At 69.7% G+C, this 18884-nt stretch carries 19 protein-coding genes; 5 read left to right on the forward strand and 14 right to left on the reverse strand.

Translation table 11 applies throughout. From position 1 onward, the window contains the following. Nucleotides 1–67: 67 nt before the first annotated feature. The 4 genes from gntA to MFF56_RS22530 form a co-directional block, all read right to left on the reverse strand. Entirely contained in the window at nucleotides 68–772 is a 705-nt protein-coding gene (gene gntA / locus MFF56_RS22515) for a guanitoxin biosynthesis heme-dependent pre-guanitoxin N-hydroxylase GntA (RefSeq protein ID WP_238231192.1), read from the reverse strand. A gap of 133 nt (nucleotides 773–905) precedes the next feature. Then, nucleotides 906–1256, reverse strand: a complete 351-nt coding sequence (locus MFF56_RS22520) for a type 1 glutamine amidotransferase family protein (RefSeq protein ID WP_238231194.1) — start codon at nucleotides 1254–1256, stop codon at nucleotides 906–908. Between the two features lie 76 nt (nucleotides 1257–1332). Beyond that, nucleotides 1333–1782 (reverse strand): glutamine amidotransferase-related protein, encoded by a 450-nt coding sequence (locus tag MFF56_RS22525; RefSeq protein ID WP_238231196.1) that lies wholly within the window; start codon nucleotides 1780–1782, stop codon nucleotides 1333–1335. 13 nt (nucleotides 1783–1795) lie between these two features. Continuing rightward, on the reverse strand, nucleotides 1796–2023 hold the full coding sequence (locus tag MFF56_RS22530) for a hypothetical protein (RefSeq protein ID WP_163190483.1): 228 nt from the start codon (nucleotides 2021–2023) through the stop codon (nucleotides 1796–1798). A gap of 362 nt (nucleotides 2024–2385) precedes the next feature. Between MFF56_RS22530 and MFF56_RS22535 the strand changes: the two genes are divergently transcribed. After that, nucleotides 2386–3396 (forward strand): HWE histidine kinase domain-containing protein, encoded by a 1011-nt coding sequence (locus tag MFF56_RS22535; RefSeq protein WP_238231198.1) that lies wholly within the window; start codon nucleotides 2386–2388, stop codon nucleotides 3394–3396. 25 nt (nucleotides 3397–3421) lie between these two features. Here the strand turns inward: MFF56_RS22535 and MFF56_RS22540 are convergent, their stop codons facing one another. The 6 genes from MFF56_RS22540 to MFF56_RS22565 form a co-directional block, all read right to left on the reverse strand. Next, nucleotides 3422–3667: a hypothetical protein gene (locus MFF56_RS22540; RefSeq protein ID WP_012452121.1), complete on the reverse strand. Its 246-nt coding sequence runs from the start codon at nucleotides 3665–3667 to the stop codon at nucleotides 3422–3424. 142 nt (nucleotides 3668–3809) lie between these two features. Then, on the reverse strand, nucleotides 3810–4280 hold the full coding sequence (locus MFF56_RS22545) for a DUF3597 domain-containing protein (protein ID WP_041370935.1): 471 nt from the start codon (nucleotides 4278–4280) through the stop codon (nucleotides 3810–3812). Nucleotides 4281–4438: 158 nt separating this feature from the next. Beyond that, nucleotides 4439–4933 carry a YciE/YciF ferroxidase family protein gene (locus MFF56_RS22550; protein ID WP_012452123.1) on the reverse strand — a complete coding sequence of 165 codons (495 nt, stop codon included), beginning with the start codon at nucleotides 4931–4933 and terminating at the stop codon, nucleotides 4439–4441. Nucleotides 4934–5500: 567 nt separating this feature from the next. Further along, nucleotides 5501–7723, reverse strand: coding sequence for a CHASE3 domain-containing protein (locus MFF56_RS22555; protein WP_012452124.1), 2223 nt, complete (start codon nucleotides 7721–7723; stop codon nucleotides 5501–5503). 136 nt (nucleotides 7724–7859) lie between these two features. Beyond that, nucleotides 7860–10517: a PAS domain-containing protein gene (locus MFF56_RS22560; RefSeq protein WP_238231199.1), complete on the reverse strand. Its 2658-nt coding sequence runs from the start codon at nucleotides 10515–10517 to the stop codon at nucleotides 7860–7862. 51 nt (nucleotides 10518–10568) lie between these two features. Further along, nucleotides 10569–11360, reverse strand: a complete 792-nt coding sequence (locus MFF56_RS22565; RefSeq protein WP_238231201.1) for a Crp/Fnr family transcriptional regulator — start codon at nucleotides 11358–11360, stop codon at nucleotides 10569–10571. A gap of 216 nt (nucleotides 11361–11576) precedes the next feature. On the opposite strand from MFF56_RS22565, the gene MFF56_RS22570 reads away from it, so the two are divergent. Beyond that, the gene (locus tag MFF56_RS22570) at nucleotides 11577–11834 is read left to right on the forward strand and encodes a DUF6894 family protein (RefSeq protein ID WP_012452127.1); all 258 of its coding nucleotides are present in this window, start codon (nucleotides 11577–11579) and stop codon (nucleotides 11832–11834) included. A gap of 204 nt (nucleotides 11835–12038) precedes the next feature. On the opposite strand, the gene MFF56_RS22575 is transcribed toward MFF56_RS22570, so the two are convergent. Further along, entirely contained in the window at nucleotides 12039–13589 is a 1551-nt protein-coding gene (locus MFF56_RS22575; RefSeq protein ID WP_012452128.1) for a sensor domain-containing diguanylate cyclase, read from the reverse strand. Between the two features lie 241 nt (nucleotides 13590–13830). Between MFF56_RS22575 and MFF56_RS22580 the strand changes: the two genes are divergently transcribed. Both MFF56_RS22580 and MFF56_RS22585 read left to right on the forward strand, forming a co-directional pair. Further along, nucleotides 13831–14076, forward strand: a complete 246-nt coding sequence (locus MFF56_RS22580; protein WP_012452129.1) for a hypothetical protein — start codon at nucleotides 13831–13833, stop codon at nucleotides 14074–14076. A gap of 18 nt (nucleotides 14077–14094) precedes the next feature. Then, nucleotides 14095–14346, forward strand: a complete 252-nt coding sequence (locus tag MFF56_RS22585; RefSeq protein WP_012452130.1) for a hypothetical protein — start codon at nucleotides 14095–14097, stop codon at nucleotides 14344–14346. Here the strand turns inward: MFF56_RS22585 and MFF56_RS22590 are convergent. Continuing rightward, nucleotides 14343–14585, reverse strand: coding sequence for a DUF6894 family protein (locus MFF56_RS22590; protein ID WP_012452131.1), 243 nt, complete (start codon nucleotides 14583–14585; stop codon nucleotides 14343–14345). The genes MFF56_RS22585 and MFF56_RS22590 overlap by 4 nt on opposite strands. A 263-nt stretch (nucleotides 14586–14848) precedes the next feature. Between MFF56_RS22590 and MFF56_RS22595 the strand changes: the two genes are divergently transcribed. Beyond that, nucleotides 14849–16762 carry a potassium transporter Kup gene (locus MFF56_RS22595; protein WP_012452132.1) on the forward strand — a complete coding sequence of 638 codons (1914 nt, stop codon included), beginning with the start codon at nucleotides 14849–14851 and terminating at the stop codon, nucleotides 16760–16762. A 575-nt stretch (nucleotides 16763–17337) separates the two neighbouring features. On the opposite strand, the gene MFF56_RS22600 is transcribed toward MFF56_RS22595, so the two are convergent. Both MFF56_RS22600 and MFF56_RS22605 read right to left on the reverse strand, forming a co-directional pair. Further along, complete coding sequence (locus tag MFF56_RS22600) at nucleotides 17338–17811, reverse strand: YidB family protein (protein ID WP_238231203.1); 474 nt, start codon at nucleotides 17809–17811, stop codon at nucleotides 17338–17340. 452 nt (nucleotides 17812–18263) lie between these two features. Beyond that, nucleotides 18264–18701 (reverse strand): hypothetical protein, encoded by a 438-nt coding sequence (locus tag MFF56_RS22605; RefSeq protein WP_238231205.1) that lies wholly within the window; start codon nucleotides 18699–18701, stop codon nucleotides 18264–18266. Between the last annotated feature and the right edge of the window lie 183 nt (nucleotides 18702–18884).

Raw genomic sequence — 18884 nt, forward strand, 5'->3', positions numbered from 1 at the left:
CCCTTGAGCGCGCCCCTGCCGGCTCGGGAAACGTCTCCCGGCGCCGGAGGTCCCTGCCAACGTCGCCTCAGGCCGTACCGGAGGCGGTGGTGTCCGTCGCACGCGGGCGGAACGGGCATCGCCACTCCTCGTCCACGACCCGGCCGCTGTACTGGCGCGCCTCGGACACCTCGCCGTGCCGGGCCAACATCGGGTTCACCGATCCGGCCAGCGCCTCGTCCCGCTGCAGGATGGAGGAGCGCAGCTTCTCGTAGCGCCCGGCCTCGCGCAGCTGCTCGAACTGGGCGTGCAGGTTAAAAACCAGGGCCGGCGACGAGAACCGCCGGGCGGGCCGGCTGGCGTTCGGGTGCAGGCCGACCACGAAGAACGCCTCGCCGGCGAAGCTCAGGGAGAAGTGTGGGCTGTCCGGCTCGGGGGCGACGCGCCCGTCCCAGGGGTGGCCGAGCCAGGCGTCCTTGTCGGCGAGGGACTGCACACGGTTCCAAAGGTGCCGCTCGAATCCTTCCTCGTCCAGGTCGCTCGGCCCCTCGAAGACGACGGCGAAGCTCTGGAACAGGTCCGGTTGTCGGCGGTAGCGCGCCGCGAAGGCCATCAAGGCCGGGTAGATGCGCATGTCGTCCCAGGCCGAGGTGATGTCGCGGGCGACCAGCACCCGCATCTGGCCCTTGGTCAGGGCCGACTTGGCGCCGACGCAGGGGAAGCCGGCGTCGCGGATGAAGGCCCGGAAGGCTTCCGCCTGCGGATGGTTGGTATCGTCTCGGGGCAGTTGCATCGGAACTCGGCACGCAGGTCGCAAAGATGCCCGCGGAACCGGCACGAGGCGCCGCGGCAACAGGCAACGGTCCCCCGCAGGCCGCGTTCCGCGCGGGCTGGGAGGTGTCCTGCCTATCCACAGATGTCAGCCCTCACCGCCCGGGCCGGACGAGCGCCCCGATGAAGTTGCGCATCTCGGCCAGCCTGAGCCGCTCGTCGGTGACCTGCTCGTCCAGGCCGAGGCGCCAGGCGAGGTCGCGCCGGTTTGGCTCGCGGTGCAAGGCATCGACCTGCAGCGCGTAGGCTTCCACGTCGTCCTCGCCCCGTGCGAGCCCGGCCTCGACCAAGCTATCCGCCTGTCGGCGCAGGGCACCGGCCACTTCGTCCAGGCCGGTCTCGGGATGGTACTGCACACCCCAGAACACGCCGCCGTCGAAGCGGATCTCGGCGGCCTGCACGGCAGTGAGGCGATTGCCGGCGAGCAGAGTGGCCCCCGGTGGCAACGCGTCGACCTCGTCGGTGTGGATAGCCGGCGCGTCGAAGGCCGCCGGCCGACCCGCCAGCAGTGGATGTGACCGCTCATCCGCCGTCGGCGTGATCCGCCGTCGGCGTGATCCGCCGCGCGAACCCTGCCTCCAACCTTCTCGCGTTCGGGCGCACGCTGTCGCCGGCGGCGACCTTCGCGACCTGCAGCCCGGCGCAGGAGCCGAAGGCCGGCGTGCCCGAAGCGAACACGCTCCGCATGAAGGCGACCGTTCGCCGGGTCTCCGGCGTCTCCTCGTAGAGATGCAGTGGCGAGCCCGTGAGGAACACCGCGTCGTATTCGGCCAAGCTGTCCCCGGGTGGGAGAGCCGCATCGGCGTCGGCCGGCTGGATGCGGTCGCAGGTGGCCCCGGGAGCGAGCCTGCGCAGGATGTCGAGGTAGGTCTCGCCAGAGGAGCGGCCGACGCTCTCGCGACGCTTCTTACGCGCCTCGGGCGTCTCGCTCTCGGCCACCAGGAAGCGCGACGACGATTGGGTTGAATTCACGGCAGCCCAGTTCTCAGTGGCCGCGTGGCAAGCCGAGCCACGGCCGCAGGTCTAGGCGTGCGGCCGCGATGGCGCTCAGGACCTCCCTGGGGGCGCCGGCCGCCTTGGCTTCCACCTCGAAAGCCTGCAACCGCTGGAACAGCGCGACCTCCAGGTTGGGAATGACGGGGATCGGACGGAAGGAGGTCATCACCTTCAGCTCCCGCAGGTAACGGCAACCCTCCTCGTGACCGACCGTCATGGCACCTCCTTGGAACCAAGTCCGCCCTCGTCGCGCGAGGTCATGTCGGACAACACCCGTGGCGGCGAAGGGTTTGCGGAGGCGCGTGCGTCACGCTGTATCTCCTAGGGGCCCAGGCCGGCTTGCCCTCCGCCGCCGAAGGGACATCGAGCCACCCATCCATGCCGGCGTCTCGCCCTTACGCGGGGGGAAGCCCATGCGGCGAGCTGGGGTGGTCGGCGTCGGTGCCATCTGCCGGGCCTGCGGCGGTCCGGCTAGCGCGGCCAGGCGTGCGGTGCACCGGCGACGCAGGTTGGCAACCTGAGGCGATGAATACGGTTCTACCGACAGCCTCTTGGGACGGGGCCGTTCGGGAGGGGGCGTTGGAGGTTCGGGACATCGCGACGGCGGGCAAGCCGGACCCAAGGCTCCTGCAGGCCGCCGTCGAAGCCTCCGGCGAGGCCATCGTGATCACCTCGGCCGACCTCGACGAACCGGGACCGCGCATCGAGTACGTGAACCCCGCCTTCACGCGCATGACCGGTTACGGGGCCGAGGAGGTCGTGGGTCTCACGCCGCGTCTTCTGCAGGGGCCCGGAACGGATCGGGCCGTCCTCGACCGCATGCGCGCCGCCCTTGCCGCTGGCGAGCCGTTCCAGGGCGAAGCGGTGAACTACCGCAAGGACGGCTCGACCTACGTCGTCGAGTGGCTGATCACGCCCGTGCGCGAGGGCGACGGGGGCATCTCGCACTGGGTCTCGGCCCAACGCGACATAACCGAGCGGCGCGGCGGCGAGGACCGTCAGGCGCTGATGGTGCGCGAGCTGCACCACCGAGTGAAGAACACCCTCGCCACGGTCCAGGCGGTGGTGGACGCGACCGCCCGCTCCTCGCTCTCCGTCGCCGAGTTCACCCGCGCGTTCTCGGGGCGGATCGGCTCGTTGGCCCGGACCCACGCGCTGATCACCGAGGACCTTGCCCAGGCCGCCTCGTTCGAGGGACTGCTGAGGGCGGAGCTCGACCCCTACGACGAAAGGCGGCGCCTCACCCTGGAGGGCCCCAAGGTCGTGCTGCCGTCCGAGCTCGCCGTGCCGGTCGGCATGGCGTTGCATGAGCTGACCACGAACGCGCTGCGGCACGGCTCGCTGGCCGACCCGAACGGCCGCCTCCAAGTGAACTGGTGGGTCGAGGATGGGCATGCCGGGCGTGCCCTGCGCTGGGACTGGAGCGAGCACGACGGCCCGCCCGACCCGCACCCCACGCGCGAAGGCTTCGGCCACCGGCTCCTCAACAAGGTCCTGGCCACCCAGACGGGTGCCGAGGTGGATGTGGACTTCGCTCCGGATGGCCTGCGGGTGTCCGTGCGCATGCCCCTGCCGCCGTCACACCCTTAGGGAGCGTCGGCCTAAACCGGGAGGCTCAACCCTTCCTGCCATCCTTCCCGCTCCGGTCGATCTCCGTGCGGCAGGCCGGCGAGAGGTTCGCCATGTTCTTCCGGAAGCAGGCTTGGACCTCGTCGCCGTCCGGCGGGAGGTCGCCGCAGTACGTGGCGTAGTCGCCGCTGCAGCGCGCCTTCAAGGCCTCCCGGTCCATGGTGAATGCGGACTGCGCCACGACGAGGCTGGAGGTCGCGAGCACGAGGGTTACGAAGGTCCTGTAGGGCATGGGCTCGCGGTCCTGCTGATGCGTGTCATGCTGGGCTCCCCCGACAGCTCAGGTGCCTGGGTGCCCGGCCGCCTCGTCAGGCTGTCCGGGCAACATACGGTTTTTGGGGGCGCCGAAAGGGGTATCCGGCGCCCCCCTGCCGTCAGGCGTGCCTGAGGTCGTCGGGAACCTTGCCGCCGTTCTCGGCGAGCTTCTGGATCACCTGCTTGTGCAGCCAGACGTTCATGGAGGCCGAATCCTCCTTGTCGCCCGTGTAGTGCAGCTCGTCCGCAAGCTGCTTGCGGGCCTGCAGGCTGCTGTCGAGGTCGAGCAGCTTCATGAGGTCGACGATGGAGCGCTTGTAATCGAGCTCCTGGCCCTTCTTCGAGGCAAGGCCGGCGAGCACCTGCCCGACATCGACGTTCGCCTGCCCGGCTCCCGATGGAGCGTCGGCGACCGGGGACGGCGCCCCGCTCATCGAGGGCGCGGCCGCGCTGCTGGCCGAGCCGGTCGGACCGCCCGAACCCTGCGCCGCGGCCGACACGCTCGGCGCCTCCGAGGCGTGCGGGGCCGCCGCCTGGGCGCTCGCGCTGCCGCCGAAGATCTTCGACATGATCGACCCAAAGATGCTCATCCAGTCCTCCAAGATCCTGGCCCCGACTAGGGCCGAGCGGACGACAACGGAACGCCAGTGACCGACGTTCCGCAACTCGTCGCCCGCATCGGAGCATGGTCGACGGGCGGTGGCATATACGCTCATGGTGCCGTCCGCCTCGCCTCGGTCGTGACGGCTCAGGCCGCGACCTGCTCCAGGCTCTCGGCGAGCTGGCTTGCGATCTCGTCGCCCTCGTAGATCTCCGCGACCGCCTGCTTCAGCTTCTGCTCGTCCTCGGAGCGGCCGAGGGCCTTGGCGTAGGCCGCCGCCGAGCCGAAGCCCGCCAAGCCGTAGTGCGACATGCGCTGGTACTGGGCGATGATCTCCACGTCGCGCAGCTTGCCGTCGGTCGGCGCCTCCTGGATGCCGTGCTTCTTCGCCTCGGTCACGAGACCCTCCATACCCTTGCAGTGCTCCGGCTCGGCCTCGCCGCCGTTCTGCCGGATCAGGTCCTTGAGGATGTCGGTGTGCTTCTGGATGCCGCCAACCGAGTGCTCAAGCATCTGCTTGAGCTTGGGGTCGGAGACGTGGCCACCCAACTCCTTGACTGTCCTGATCATCTGGTCGTTGGCGGACCAAAGGTCCTTCATCTCGTCGAGATAGACTTCCTTGAGGCTGCTCGGTGCTGACATCGGTGGCTCCCGTTGGCTGCTTCCCTTGCAACACGACCTTGCTCGCGATGTTCCTGGTCGGTTTGCCGCGTCGGGCCGTGCAGATGTGCCTTTCCGGCCGACTTCCGTCGGATGCGCTTGGCCGCGCTTTCCGACCCGGATGCGTGTAGGCTGGCTGGAGACAGAGGAAACCGAACTCGAAATGGCCTGACGGTTCAGGGACGCCATGCTGTCGGCAATAGAGGAGGTGCGTCGACGATGCCCGAACAAGATGCACGGCCTACCCGGCCAAGGATGTCCGGGGATCGCGCCGCAACGTCCGATGAAGCGGACGCGTCAGTCCCGCCGGAGGAAGCCCGAAAGCGGTCGTTGCCCGAGCCCGTTAGCCAGGAGGCGGCAGACCTTCTCGACCAGGTCATGGCCAACGCTCGCGCGACGTACCCAGCGCCATTCGGCATCTAATCCGCGACACCTTCGAGGTTCTTCAGCAGCAGCACGAGGCACATCTCACCAAGGCCGAGGGGAAGGCGGGTCAGCCGGGCTAGGTGGTTGCGGCCCGGGCGCCAACGCCCCTCGTCGACACCGCCGTTAGGCGTCGCGCCTCGGCCTGAGCTCCACAACCTTGCCGGGCCCCCTCGTCTCGGCGGGAGCGCCGAGCACCTCGGCGACCTTGCGGGCGAGCTGCTCGCGCTTGAAGGGCTTGCCGATGAGCTGCACCCCGTCGTCGAGCCGGCCGTGGTGCACGATGGAGTTCTCGGTGTACCCGGACATGAAGAGCACCCGTACCTCCGGCCGGACCGCCCTCACGCGCTCCGAGAGCTCTCGGCCACGCACCTTGCCCGGCAGCACCACGTCGGTGAGCAGCAGGTCGATGGCGGTCGTGTTCTGGCCGAACACCTGCAGCGCCTCCTCGCCGTCGGCCGCCTCCAGTACCCGGTAGCCGAGGTCGGCGAGGATGGCACAGGCGATCTCGCGCACCGCCGCCTCGTCCTCCACCACCAGCACCGTACCCGTGCCGCGCGGCAGGTCGATGGGCGCGCCCGTCCGTTGCGACGGTGTGGCCGCCCCGACCGCGCGCGGCAGGTAGAGCTTCACCGTGGTGCCCTCGCCGGGCTCCGAGTAGATCTTCACGTGGCCGCCCGACTGCTTGACGAAGCCGAACACCATCGCGAGGCCGAGCCCCGTGCCCTTGCCGTCGGGCTTGGTCGTGAAGAACGGCTCGAACACGCGCGCGACCACATCCGTCGTCATGCCGTGGCCGGTGTCGGACACCGCCACCATGGCGTAGTCGCCGGGCACAACCTCCGCATGGTGCCGCGCGTACTCCTCGTCGAGCACCTTGTTACCGAGCTCGATGGTGAGACGGCCGCCGCCCGGCATCGCGTCGCGCGCGTTGAGCGCCAGGTTCAGGACGGCGCTCTCCAGCTGCGCGGGGTCGGCCATGGCCGGCCATAGGCCGGCGGTCTCGACGTAGCGCACCTCGATGTGCTCGCCCAGGGTGCGGCGCAGGAGCGGCACCAGGTCCGGCATGGTCGCGGCCAGGTCGATGGCGGCGGGTGCCAGCGGTTGCTTGCGGGCGAAGGCAAGAAGCTGCGCGGTCAGCGTCGCCCCGCGCTGGGCCGCCCAGGCCGCTCGCTCGATCCGCTGCTGCAGCTTGGCGTCGCCTTCGAGCTTGGCTCGTACGAACTCCAGGTTCCCGAGGATGACCTGCAGCAGGTTGTTGAAGTCGTGCGCGATGCCTCCGGTGAGCTGCCCGATGGCCTGCATCTTTTGGGCCTCGCGCAGCACGCCCTCGGCCTGGGCGCGCTTGGTCATGTCTGAGATGGTCAGCACGAATCCGCCGTCCGGCATCGGCGTACGGCGGATCTCAAGGTGGTGGCCGTCCGCGCGTTCGCGCTCGTAGGTGACGGCCTCACGCGGGTTCCGGATGCCGTGCCGGATCTGGTCCTCGGTCTCAAGCGCTGGGCGGCCCGGCTCAGCCGAGTGCTCGACGAAGGCGGCGTAGGTCGTGCTTGGCCGGAGCATCGCCTTCGGCAGGTCGAGCAGCACCTGGAAGCACGCGTTCCAGCTCGCGAGCTTGCGGTCCGGGCCGAACACGGCGACGCCCTGGCTGAGGCTGTCCAGCGTGGTGCGCAGGCGGAGCGCCAGGTCGCGTTGCTCGGCCTCGGTCCTGAAGGAGCGCGACCATGCCTGGTTCAGGAGCCGCGCAGCCCAGAGCAGGGTCAGGACCGCGAGCGCCGAACCGCCGATGACGAGCCAGCGCACCCACCGGGCGCGGGCGTCGTTCTGGGCGAGGCGCACGTCGAGCAGCCGCTGCTCGTCGCCGAGCATGGCGGCGAGCACGTTCTCCGCCTCGCGCATGTCGTTGCGGCCGGTGTCGGTGTTGACGATGCGCAGGGCCGTCTCCAGCCCGGAATCCCGACGGGCCTGCACGGTCTGGGCGAGCTCCTCCAACTTGTGCTGCAGGAGCGGCGCCAGCGCACGCAGGCGCTCCTGCTGGGCGCCGTTGTCGGCGGTCAGCTTCTGGAGCTCGCCCTGGAGCAGGCTGATGCGGTCGCGCGCGGCGTTGTAGGGTCCGAGGTACTCGTCCCGGCCGGTGAGAAGGTAGCCGCGCTGGCCGCGCTCGGCGTCGCGCAGGGCGATGGCGAGGTCCTTGGTGGTTCCGAGCACGCGGTAACTGTGCTGGGACCACTCGCGGGCGACGCGCGACTCGTTCAGGCGCTCCCAGGTCAGCACGCCGACCAGGGCGAGGATGACAACGAGCACACCGAAGACCAGCAGGTTGGCGCGCGCGACGAGGTAGCGTGTCATCGTATCCAGCGCAGCAAGTGAAGGTGTCTCGTGGCTCGGTCGCCGGGAACGAAGGTCCCTTGCGCGCTCGCGTCCCGCCGGACGCGGCATGGCATGCGATTGCGGGATCGTTGAGGCTGCCCCCAGCTCCGGACCATCATGCCACGGCCTCGTCCCGCCGCTCCTGCATGGAGGCGAGCGGCGCCTCAAGGCGGCAGACGATACCGGTCGGCGCGTAGGTCAAACGGACCTCGCCGCCGACCTCGGCCGCAAAGCTGCGCTCGATCAGGCGCGAACCGAAGCCGCGGCGAACCGGCGGGCTCAGGATGGGTGGGCCGCCCTGCTCGGACCACGTCAGGCAGAAGCGGGGCCCGTCGCCCGCGTGCACCACGAGCCAGCGCAGGTCGACCATGCCGCCCTCGTTCGAGAGGGCTCCGTACTTGGCGGCGTTGGTCGCGAGCTCGTGCAGCGCCAGCGCCAGCGAGAGCGCGGTCTTGGCGGAGAGGAGCACGTTGGGCCCGCTGATGCGGATGCGCGAGGCTTCGGCCTGGCGGTGCACCGAGAGCGCGCCCTCGGCCACCTCGCCGATGGGCGCCTCGGTCCAGTTCGCCTGTGTCAGGATGTCGTGAGCGCGCCCGAGGGATATCAGGCGCGCGGCGAACGCTTCCCGCATCTCGTTGACGTCGTTGGCTCCTCGCAGGGTCTGGCTTGCGATGGCCTGCACCAGAGCGAGCGTGTTCTTGACCCGGTGCTGCAGCTCGCCGGCGAGAAGGCGCTGGCGCTCCTCGGCCCGCTTCCGCTCGGTGATGTCGAACATGGCGCCGATCATGCGCACCGCCCGACCGCCTTCGCCCCGGATGACGTAGCCGCGGTCCAGGATGTCGGCGTAGGAGCCGTCGGCACGCAGGAAGCGGTACTCGTCGGTCCAGACCGTGCCGGTGCCGTCGATGACGGCATGGATGGTGGCGTGGATGCGGGCGCGGTCCTCGGGATGGATATGGCCGATCCACCAGTCGCCGGTGGGTTCCACGTCCTCGGGCCGGTGGCCGTGGGCGGTCTGGAGCGCCTCGTTCCAGAGCAAGTGGTTGGCGGCGAGGTTCCAGTCCCAGATCGCATCGTTGGTCGCGCGCGAGACAAGCCGGTAGCGCTCCTCGGTCTCGCGCAGGACCTGCTCGGCCCGCCGGCCCTCGGTAACGTCGCGCGCGAAGCCGATGAGGCGCACCGGCCGACCGTCGTCGAACAGGGTCTGGCCCTTCGCGGACACCCAGCGCTCGGTCCCGTCCTCCGGGGCTACCGTGCGGTACGTGACGTCGTAGACGCCGTCGCCGTCCGGGTCGACTGCGGCGCGCACCGCCTCGTCCGCCCTTGCCAAGTCGTCCGGGTGCACGCGGGCCAAGTGCACGTTCAGGTCGACCGGGGCGTCCGGCGGCAAGCCATAGAAGGAGAGGATGCGGGCGTCCCACTTCAACTCGTCCGCGACCAAGTCGTAGTCGAACACGCCGGTGCCGGTCGCATCGACGGCGAGCCGCAGCTGCTCGCGTGCCTGCCGCAGGTCGTCCTCGGCCTGCCGGCGGTCATGGATGTCGATGGCGATGCCGATCCAGCTCTCGACCCGACCGCCCTCGCCGCGAACGGGTTTGCCGCGCGCGAGGAACCAGCGGTACGCACCGTCGGAGGCTCGGCGAAACGGGATCTCGACCTCGTAGGGTCCCTGCGTGGCGACCGCCTGCTTCCACACGCCGAGCACCTGCTCACGGTGCTCCGGATGGATCACGCCAGCCCAGCCGTCGCCGCCGGTGTCGCCCGGGGTGAGGCCGGTGTACGCGTACCAGGTCGGGTTGCAGTAGGTGATGTCGCCGGCGGCGTTGCCGAACCAGACCACCTGTGGGCTGACCTCGACGAGCGAGCGGAAGCGCAGCTCGCTCGCGCTGCGCTCCGCCGCTTCCGCGCGCTGCCTTGTGCGGTCACGCAGGATCTTGACGAAACCTTGGACCGTGCCGTCCGCGCCCTTCAGCGGCATGAGCTCTCCGTTGGCCCAGAACCGCTCGCCGCCCTTGCGCAGGTGCCAACGCTCGTCGGGCGCGAAGCCCTCCTTCAGCGCCAGCTCCATCTCGATCTCGGGTTGACCCGCCTCGCGGTCCTCGGGGGTGAAGAACACGTGAGCCGGGTCGCCCAGCATCTCCTCCTCGCGCCAGCCGAGGACGCGCTCGGCGCCGGCGCTCCAGCGGGTGACCCGCCCGCTCCGGTTCATGGCGATGATGGCGTAGTCCGTCGCGCTGTCGAGGATACGCTCCTGCAGCTCCTTCTGGATCTGCTGGGCGCGGGCGTTCCGGCGCGCCTCCAACAGTGCCATGGTCTGGCGGGCAAGGCGCCGCAGGCCGGCCTGCTGCCGCTCCGTAAGTTCGCGCGGCCGGGTGTCGAGCACGCAGACCGTACCGACCGGATGCCCGTCTTCAGTCTTGAGCAGGGCGCCGGCGTAGAAGCGCAGGCCGGGCTCGCCTGTCACCAGGGGGTTGCAGGCGAAGCGCGGGTCCCGGGCCGCGTCCGGCACGTAGAGGAAATCGCTCTGCAGGATGGCTTGCCGGCAGAACGAGGTCTCAAGCGGTGTCTCGCGCACCCCGAGTCCCACCTCGGCCTTGAAGAACTGCCGCCCGTCGCCGATGAAGTTCACCACCGCGATGGCCGTGCCGCAGATCTCGGCCGCCAGGTCGGCGACGTCGTCGAACTCCCGTTCGCGAGGCGTGTCGAGGATGTCGTAGCCGGCGAGCGCCTGCAGGCGCGCGAACTCGTTCGTCGTTTGGCTGGGCTGCCCCATGGCGTGGTCACGTCCGGGGACCGTATTCTGTTCCATCCGCGCGGCGCCCTCTCAGACGGCCTGGCACATCGGCTTCTCACCCACTGGCGCGGGTCTCAGGGACACCAGCGTACCGGAGGCGTTGTAGACGGCACCCAGCACGGTCTCGAAGTGGCGCTTGACCGCGCCGTGGCACTCGCAGGCGGTCTCCTCGACCGCTGGGCGGCTCAGGATGATGATGCGCCCGCGCCGGGCCTGGATCAGCCCTTGCTGCTGCAGGGTCCGCAGCGTCCGCGTCAGGTAGGAGCGTTGCACGCCCAGGAGTTCGGCCAGCACCTCGTGGGTGACCGGCAGGACGTCGCTGCCGAGACGGTCCTGCAAACCCAGCAACCACCGGGCGCAGCGCGCCTCGATGGTGTGGCTGGCGTTGCAGGCCACCGACTGGAGCACCTGGGCAAGCAGGCAGTCGGAGTAGCGGGTGATCAGGTTACGCAGGCCCGGGGACGTCTGCTTGATCTGCTGCAGCACCGGCGCCTCGATGCGCAGCACCGAGCCGGGAATCTGGACGACGGCCCGGCTAAAGGCCGGCAGGGAGCCCTGGCTGACGACGCCGCCGACCGCCCCCTCGCGCCCGACCGTGGCCGTCTCGACGGCGCGTCCGTCGCTGAGCCCGATGAGGAGGGCGGCCACGCACTGACCGAGCGGGAAGGTGATGTGGCCGACGTCATCGCCTGCGTCGAACAGCGCCTCGCCGCGTCGGTACTCCCTCAGTTCCAGGTGCGGCCGAAGCAGCGCCTGGTCGGGCAAGCGCAAGGCGCCGAGGAGGAGGTTGCCGCTGAGCAGGTCGTCGACGTCTGAGGGCATGGATCAGCGGCGGAGCGTCGTACCGGGTTGGCCTGGACCTATTCTTACAGCGACGCTCGATTCGCTGTCAGTTCACAAGTGCACAAAAGGGCGGAAGACCGGCATTTCTCATCGGCTTGGCGCGGGCCGTCGGATGCGCGCGTTAACACATGCAACCATCGGCGGCTGAAGGGTTTCTAGGTTCGTATTGACCGGTCTCTCAAGCCCCGCGACGCGATGCCCCGCTACTTCCTCGATTTCCAGGACGGTGAACTGTGGCTGCGGGACGATGAAGGCCAGGACTACGAGAGCCTGCAGGCCGCGCGCGACGCAGCGATTGCGGCGTTGCCGGACATCGGCCGGGAGGCGCCGCCCCCGGACGGCAAGCGCGCGTTCGTGGCCTACGTCCGTGACGAGGCGGGCGCGCAGCTCTGCACCATTCGGCTAAACCTTGCCGCCGAGTGCGATCCCAAGGGCCAGACCCGGGACCGATAAGGCGGGAGCCACGCACGGCCGGTCCCGCTTCGCGGACACGCTGTAGGTCACCCCTAAGGCCGAGCGACGGGTACGCAGACCACAAGACCTAGGGCAGTAAGCCCATCACGCTGGCCGCCCTTTGCCTGCGGGACCATCTGGACCGTTCGGGACCTCCACTCGGGGAACTGCCACGCGCTTTCGAGGACATCGTCGGCGTTTGCCTCAGGCCTGCCCGCGATGGGCCCCGACGAGACGAAGCACTGGAGCCCTCAGGTTGCCTTTCTCGCTGCCGGGGGCACAGCGGGTTTGGTTGCGGCCCGCCGCCTTCGCCTCGTACAACGCCGCGTCGGCCGCCCGGTACAGCGCCTCCGCCCGCTCGCTCGCTGAGCCATGGCCTGTCGTGAGGCCGATGCTCACCGTCACAGCGCCCGCCGCGATGCCTGCCGAGGGCACCGAGACCGTCGCGACCGCCTCGTGCACCTTGCTGGCGATGCGCATGGCGCCGTCCTGGTCGGTGTCGGGCAACAGGATCGCGAACTCCTCCCCGCCGACGCGCGCAACGAGGTCGTCCGGCCGGTGCACGCCGGCGGAAAGGCATTGGGCGAGCCCCTTCAGTACCTCGTCGCCCACCGCGTGGCCGTAGCGGTCGTTGTAGCGCTTGAAGTGGTCCGCATCGACGACGAGCAGCGAGAGCGGCTTGCCGGTGCGTCGCGCGCGGTCCCAGGCCGCCTCGAACGCCTCCTCGAAGCGGCGCCGGTTCGGCAGTCCCGTCAGCGCGTCGGTGAGCGACAACCGGGCAAGTTCGGCCTGCATGGCGGCACGGTGGCGGAGCTCGCGTCCGAACAGGAGGGACAGCACGACGGTGAGGCCGCACAGCAGGAGCACAACGGTCCCGATCGAGACGGCCTTCGCCCGCCACCCGGCCTCGACCTCGTCGACGGCGAGCGCCACGTTCAGGATCAGGGGGAGGTCGCCAACCTGGCTGAACGTGTAGAGGCGCCGGACGCCGTCGCGGACGGAGGTCTCGACGAACTTCCCGGCGCCCTCCCGTGCGAATCGGTCGAAGGTCCGGGACCCGGCGATGTTCACGCCGACGTCGGCCTCAAGGTAGGGGTGGCGGGTGATGCGCGTGCCGTCGCGCAGGTAGAGGTTGATCGCGCCCTCTTGCCCAAGGCCGATCTGGTCGAAGAGGCGGGCGAAGTAGGTGAGTTTTAGGCTGCCCAGGACCAACCCGCCGAATGAGCCGTCGGGCTTGTCGATGCGCCGGCTGAAGTTGACCATGCGCTCGCCGGTCAGGCGCGAGACGATGGGGCGGCCGACGTACAGGCCGAGATGCCCGTTGGCCTTGTGCGCCTGGAAGTAGTCGCGGTCGGCGTAGTTGCCCTTGCGCGGTGGCGAGGCCGCCGCGTCCTCGACGACGTCGCCGTTCTCGTCAAGGACGAACATGACCCCCAGGTCGCGCGCGCCCGTGGCCCGGTCGAACAGCACGAGCTGGCGCATGTCCGGGTCGAGCTTGGCGAGACCCGGCATCCGCATGTTGTCCTGCATGGCCCGGAGAGTGAGGTCGATGACCTCGACGTTCCGGGCGATGTCGCGCTCGATGACCTGGAGCAAGTTCCTCGATGTCTGCTCGGCCTTGTCCCAGGCGTCCTGGCGCAGGTCGAGCAGCATCAGTCCCGACACCATTAGCATGCCGAGCGGCGCGAGCACGCCCAACCCGATCCAGGTATGGGTGGAGCGGAGCAGGCGCGCGAGGCGTGAAGGCAGGACCATCAGCGGCTCTCCCGAGCTTCGTCGTCGTTGCTTGGTTGATAAGACGCGAGACGCTGACGGGTGCTTTCCGTCGAATCCGTTCCTGGCCCTTTAACTCCGTCGTGGCTAACGAAGGGTACCTGCGATGCGGAGGATCCTTCCGAGCGGACCGCGGCATTCCCGAGGGCCCTGCGTAGCCGTCCGACGGCACCGCACCCGCGCTTGGTGCGTTACAGGATCCGCCGACCATACCGGAGCCCTTATGTTGAACCCCTTCTGTGCCGCGTTCCTGCTCGCCGTCGAGGCGCAGCGGGTCATCGAGCTGCGGCTGGTCCGGATCGCCTGGGGCGGGGCGGAGGCCCAGGCCGAGATGGTCTCGATGGTCGGCGAGAAGGTCGTGGCCGCGATGGAGGCCGCCAACACGTTGCTGGCGGGCGGATCGCACGACGAGGTCGTCGCCCGTTACCGGGAGTTGGTCGCCGCCAACACCCGCCGCCTGACGACCTGAGCCGAGGAGCCGCGCGTCATGGCCAAGCCGGTCGAATGCCGCATCGTCGGCATGCCTGACGGCCGGTTCGCGGTCATCGCGGTGCTCGCCTCCGGCAAGGTCTTCCGCCACGCGGGCTTGACGTCGTTGGCCGAGGCCGAGGAGAGCGTCGGCATGCTGCGCGACCTCATGGCCGCCTGCGGCGCGCCCGTCGTCGTGGAGGTCTCCAACCGGCTCGGCACACAAGTCGGGGTGAGGGTGGACCAAGCCGTCGGGAGTGGTGGGACCTAAGGGCTGGGTCCGCCTTGGCTCTCGTGGAACGGGACCCCGAACAGGATCCGTCCCGCCTCGTTGGCCACGACGAAAGCGCACCCGCGCGGCTCGTCCCCGGCGCGCAGGAGCTCGGCCGTCAGCCCCGGGATGGCGGCGCACGCCTCAAGGTAGGCAGCCTCGGCGTTCGCGAGTTCGAGCCCGGCCTCGTCGGCTTCCAGGCGCCCGCGGGCGCACACGTCGAAGAAGAAGACCGGCATGGGGCACTCGCCTTTGCGGCTCCCCGGAAGGCAAACCCCATCCGCGAGCGTCGGGTCCCACCGCAGCGGGACCAGACGCTCGCGGATGGGGAGGCCACCTGGGCGCCGGCAGGCCTTGCCTGCCGGCGCGGGGTCCCCGAACCGTACCTCGACGCGTCCGGGGGCGCCTTGTTCGTCCCGGCTGGCGCGAACGTTCCCCACGTCTCGCCCGTTCTAGGCCCTGAGGCCTAGGGGCCTCAATTCGCGGGCGGAGGAAGCCGTAGATGCCAGCACCTGCCACGGCCGGGTTCCCGACGGAGCGGACGCCCCTGCCGGCCGATGCGGGCCATGGCGCGAAGACCGGCTTCTGGGCGCTGACCCTCGGCTCCGTGGGTATGGTCTACGGCGACATCGGGACCAGCCCGCTCTACGCGCTAAAGGAATCCCTGCACGCCGCCGCGGGCGGAGGGCACGCCCCGACGCGCGACATGATCTTCGGCGTCGTCTCGCTGATCCTATGGGCGCTCATCCTCATCGTGACGCTGAAGTACGTTCTCCTGGTCATGCGGGCAGACAACAAGGGCGAGGGCGGCACCCCGTCCCTGGTGGCGCTCGCCCAGCGGGCGCTGGGCCATGCCGGCGGGCCAGTCATCGTGCTCGGCATGGTCGGCGTCGCCCTGTTCTACGGTGATGCCATCATCACCCCGGCCATCTCGGTGCTGTCCGCCGTCGAGGGTCTCAAGCTCGTCACCCCGGCCTTCGAGCCGTACGTGCTGCCGCTCAGCCTTGCCATCCTCATCGGCCTGTTCGCGGTCCAGAGCCATGGCACGGCGCGGGTGGCGACGTTCTTCGGGCCGATCACGGCGTTCTGGTTCGTCGTCATGGCACTCGGCGGCCTGGGCCATCTCGCCGACGACCTAAGTATCCTGGCGGCCTTCAACCCGGCATACGGAATGAGCTTCCTGCTCAACCATGGCACGGCCGGCCTGCTGGCGCTCGGCGCCGTGTTCCTCGCCGTGACCGGGGCCGAGGCGCTCTACGCCGACATGGGCCATTTCGGCCGCTCGCCGATCCGGGCGGCCTGGTTCGGCCTCATCCTGCCGGCGCTCGCCCTGAACTATCTCGGCCAGGGCGCTATGCTGCTCGCCCACCCCGAGCGCATCGAGAACCCTTTCTTCCTACTCTACCCGTCCTGGGCCCTGCTACCGATGGTGCTGCTAGCCACCGTGGCGACCGTCATCGCGAGCCAGGCCGTCATCACCGGCACCTTCTCGATCACGCAGCAGGCCATGCAGCTCGGCCTGCTGCCGCGCATGCGGGTCCAGCGCACCTCCGAGACGGAGAAGGGACAGATCTACATCCCGCGAGTGAACTGGTGGTTGCTCGTGGCGGTCGTGTTTCTGGTGGTGCTGTTCAAGTCGTCAAGCGCACTGGCGGCGGCCTACGGAATCGCCGTGACCGGCGACATGGTCATCACGGCGGTTCTGCTCTTCGTCGTGGCCTGGAAGGCTTGGCGCTGGTCGCCCGTGCTGGCGGTCGCGGTCATCGCTCCGTTCCTGCTGATCGAGCTGGTGTTCCTGTCCGCCAACGCGCTGAAGCTGCTCCACGGCGGCTGGGTGCCCCTGACCATCGGGGCGGCCCTTGTCACGGCGATGTGGACGTGGCGGCGCGGCTCGGCCCTCGTCGCCGCGGAGATCCACCGGCGGCGAGTGCCCTTGTCCGACTTCGAGCGGATGGCCGAGGCCGGTTCGCTGCTGCGGGCGCCGGGCACGGCCCTGTTCCTGACCGGCTCGCCGGGGGACACGCCCGGGGCCCTGATGCACAACGTGAAGCACAACCACGTGCTGCATGCCCGCAACGTCATCCTGCACGTGGTCACCGACGACATGCCACGGGTGCCTGAGGGTGAGCGCGTCGCGGTGAAGCCGCTCTCGGATGTCTTCACCTGCGTGACCGTGCGCTTCGGCTTCATGGAACTGCCCGACCTGCCCCGCGCCCTGGCCGGCGCCGGCTTCGACGCAGGCAACCTCTCCTACTTCCTGACGCGGCGGGTCCTGGTGCCCTCGCCGGAGACGGGCATGCCGGTCTGGCAGGACCGCCTCTACATCGCCATGGCGCGCGCGGCGACCGATGCCTCACGCTACTTCCGCATCCCGGTGGACCGGGCCGTCGAGATCGGAGCGCGGATCGACATCTGACGGCGTGCGCGGCTCTTCGCGGCTTGGTCGCACGGCTCGTGCACGACCGCTGGGCCTCACGTTGAGCCGCATGCCCGAGCGGCTTTGCGGCAGGTCACTTGTGAGCGGTTCAGCGCGCCCACGGGCCGTGTTAGAGCCAGCCATTCCTGCGGAAGCGCCAGTACAGGATGTCACCCTCTTCCAGGGTTACATCGACGATGCGCCCGTCGGCCCCTTTGATGTGGCGCCCGTCCCCTCACCCTGTACTTCCTCGACTCAGCGGACTGCGAGGACACCGTCCGCCCCATCCGCCGGCGCTTGAAGCCGGGCGAACGGTTCGTGGCGGCTCATGCGAGCTTCCCGCAGGAGGGCAGCCGTTCGCCGTGGCTCGCGCGGTACGAGGCATTCGCGGTCGCCTCTGGCGCCGACCGCGACCAGGCGGCGAAGGCGCGGGTCGCCGTGGAGACTCACCTGCACCTACTCGCTCCCGAGGCGGACGCCGTCGTGCTGCAGGCGTCTTCCGGGACGTCGAACTCTTCTTCGCCGCCCTCACGTGGCGCGGCTGGATCGGGCGTGCCTGACCGACAGGCGCTCGGCTAGGCCGGCATCCGGCCGTCCGGCGTGTAGCGGTCGACGGCCTGGGGAAGCTCCCGGGACAGCCGTGACAGGAGCTCCTCGCGGGACAGGCCGGTGCGCTGGGTCAGGGTCGCGAGGACGTCCGGCCCGATGGCCTGCTCAAGGTGCTGCGGCGGAAGCTCCTGGTTCGGCCCCTGGGCGACCCAGGATTGCGCGGTCGGCCCGTGGCCAGCCTGGTGGAAGCGCTCAAGCATCTCGCCGAGGCCGCTGTGCAGGAAGCCGCCGGGGGCTTGGCCCCGCTGGTTGCCGAGCAGACCGCCGAGGATGCCGCCAAGCCCCGCGCCCGGGCCGCCAGGTGCCACGCCGGTGCCAGCCGGTGCCGGCGTAGCCTGGCCGGCTCCGCCCAGCATTTCCGCGAGCTTGTCCCGGTTCTGATAGCCGGCGACAGCAAGCAGGCCCAGGAGGGCCGTCATCGAGGGGTAGCCATCGCTCATGTTTCGTCTCCGGCTAACGGCGGCCTGATCGGGGCCGGTCGCCGTGGGATAGGCACCTGCAACGCGCAAGGCCACCAAGCCGATGCAGTCCGCCATCTGTTTGCTGGACGGATGCCGCACCGAAACCGGGAGCGTTCGCGCGGACCGAACCGTCCGTTCTCCCAAATGAGGACGTTGTGGTCGCCGCGACCTGCTATTCCATGCCAATGGCAGGTTTCGAAGGCTAAGCAGCCATTCCAGCGACTCTGTTGGAAGGGCCGCTTATGGCGCATAGCCGACCAGGCGGCATGCGAACATCCGCCCCGAATGCCGCACTGTCCGCTTCCCGGCATCCCGACGAACGACGCGGCCGGCCGATGATGGCCGACCTCGGCAGGACGACGGCGCCGAAAAACGGCGGCGGCTCCTTCAGGAACCCGAGCATCATGCGCCACCCTCCATTGGCGATGTCTTTACGCCTCGCCTGGGGGCGGGAGGAACTGCTGGAGGCGCTCTAGGACGCGGCGCCGGGCTGCGTCGTAGGCTACCTGCCCCGCGGACCGGCCGCCGCAGCGGATGTATGCGGCGACGGCGATGATGTCGGCGGTGGCGACCTGAGCATGGGCGATAGAGAGCGGGCCGGCAGCGGACCGGCGCAGCCCAGCCATCTTGACGACGGCCCGCGCCAGGTCCTCGTCAATTCCTGAGACGCCACTAGCGTGCCCGAGGGCCGCCAGCAGCCGGTCGCGCTCGGCCCGTAGGGAGGCGACCTCGGCCTTCAGGGTGTTGAGCTCTGCGACACGGGCAGCCTCGGTCTCACGCTGGCGCTCGCGCCATTCACGTGAACGGTCGGCGGCGGCGACGCGACGGCGGGCGGCGGACGTCTCACGGGAACGGACGATGTCGGTCATGGCGGAAGCGTGCCAGTCCGGCCAGCAAGCCGCCAGGGGTGGTTCGAGGATCGGACGGCCTTTCCCGCGCGCAACCGGTCCACACGGTTCGCAGAGGGAAACGCGCCCATTTCACACAATTCGTAACGGACAACGCCCCCCCCGGCCCCGCAGGGGCCATAGAGGGAGGTCGCAATCGATCAG

Origin of the sequence: Methylobacterium hispanicum (assembly GCF_022179285.1) — a bacterium.
Classification (GTDB): Bacteria; Pseudomonadota; Alphaproteobacteria; order Rhizobiales; family Beijerinckiaceae; genus Methylobacterium; species Methylobacterium hispanicum.

Excerpts from the sequence above, each read along its gene's own strand:
- MFF56_RS22595 (WP_012452132.1), top strand. The coding sequence starts at position 14,849 with ATGCCAGCACCTGCCACGGCCGGGTTCCCGACGGAGCGGACGCCCCTG.
- MFF56_RS22550 (WP_012452123.1), bottom strand. The coding sequence starts at position 4,933 with ATGTCAGCACCGAGCAGCCTCAAGGAAGTCTATCTCGACGAGATGAAG.
- MFF56_RS22570 (WP_012452127.1), top strand. The coding sequence starts at position 11,577 with ATGCCCCGCTACTTCCTCGATTTCCAGGACGGTGAACTGTGGCTGCGG.
- MFF56_RS22575 (WP_012452128.1), bottom strand. The coding sequence starts at position 13,589 with ATGGTCCTGCCTTCACGCCTCGCGCGCCTGCTCCGCTCCACCCATACC.
- MFF56_RS22580 (WP_012452129.1), top strand. The coding sequence starts at position 13,831 with ATGTTGAACCCCTTCTGTGCCGCGTTCCTGCTCGCCGTCGAGGCGCAG.
- gntA (WP_238231192.1), bottom strand. The coding sequence starts at position 772 with ATGCAACTGCCCCGAGACGATACCAACCATCCGCAGGCGGAAGCCTTC.
- MFF56_RS22585 (WP_012452130.1), top strand. The coding sequence starts at position 14,095 with ATGGCCAAGCCGGTCGAATGCCGCATCGTCGGCATGCCTGACGGCCGG.
- MFF56_RS22565 (WP_238231201.1), bottom strand. The coding sequence starts at position 11,360 with ATGCCCTCAGACGTCGACGACCTGCTCAGCGGCAACCTCCTCCTCGGC.
- MFF56_RS22530 (WP_163190483.1), bottom strand. The coding sequence starts at position 2,023 with ATGACGGTCGGTCACGAGGAGGGTTGCCGTTACCTGCGGGAGCTGAAG.
- MFF56_RS22590 (WP_012452131.1), bottom strand. The coding sequence starts at position 14,585 with ATGCCGGTCTTCTTCTTCGACGTGTGCGCCCGCGGGCGCCTGGAAGCC.
- MFF56_RS22605 (WP_238231205.1), bottom strand. The coding sequence starts at position 18,701 with ATGACCGACATCGTCCGTTCCCGTGAGACGTCCGCCGCCCGCCGTCGC.
- MFF56_RS22560 (WP_238231199.1), bottom strand. The coding sequence starts at position 10,517 with ATGGGGCAGCCCAGCCAAACGACGAACGAGTTCGCGCGCCTGCAGGCG.
- MFF56_RS22555 (WP_012452124.1), bottom strand. The coding sequence starts at position 7,723 with ATGACACGCTACCTCGTCGCGCGCGCCAACCTGCTGGTCTTCGGTGTG.
- MFF56_RS22600 (WP_238231203.1), bottom strand. The coding sequence starts at position 17,811 with ATGAGCGATGGCTACCCCTCGATGACGGCCCTCCTGGGCCTGCTTGCT.
- MFF56_RS22545 (WP_041370935.1), bottom strand. The coding sequence starts at position 4,280 with ATGAGCATCTTTGGGTCGATCATGTCGAAGATCTTCGGCGGCAGCGCG.
- MFF56_RS22540 (WP_012452121.1), bottom strand. The coding sequence starts at position 3,667 with ATGCCCTACAGGACCTTCGTAACCCTCGTGCTCGCGACCTCCAGCCTC.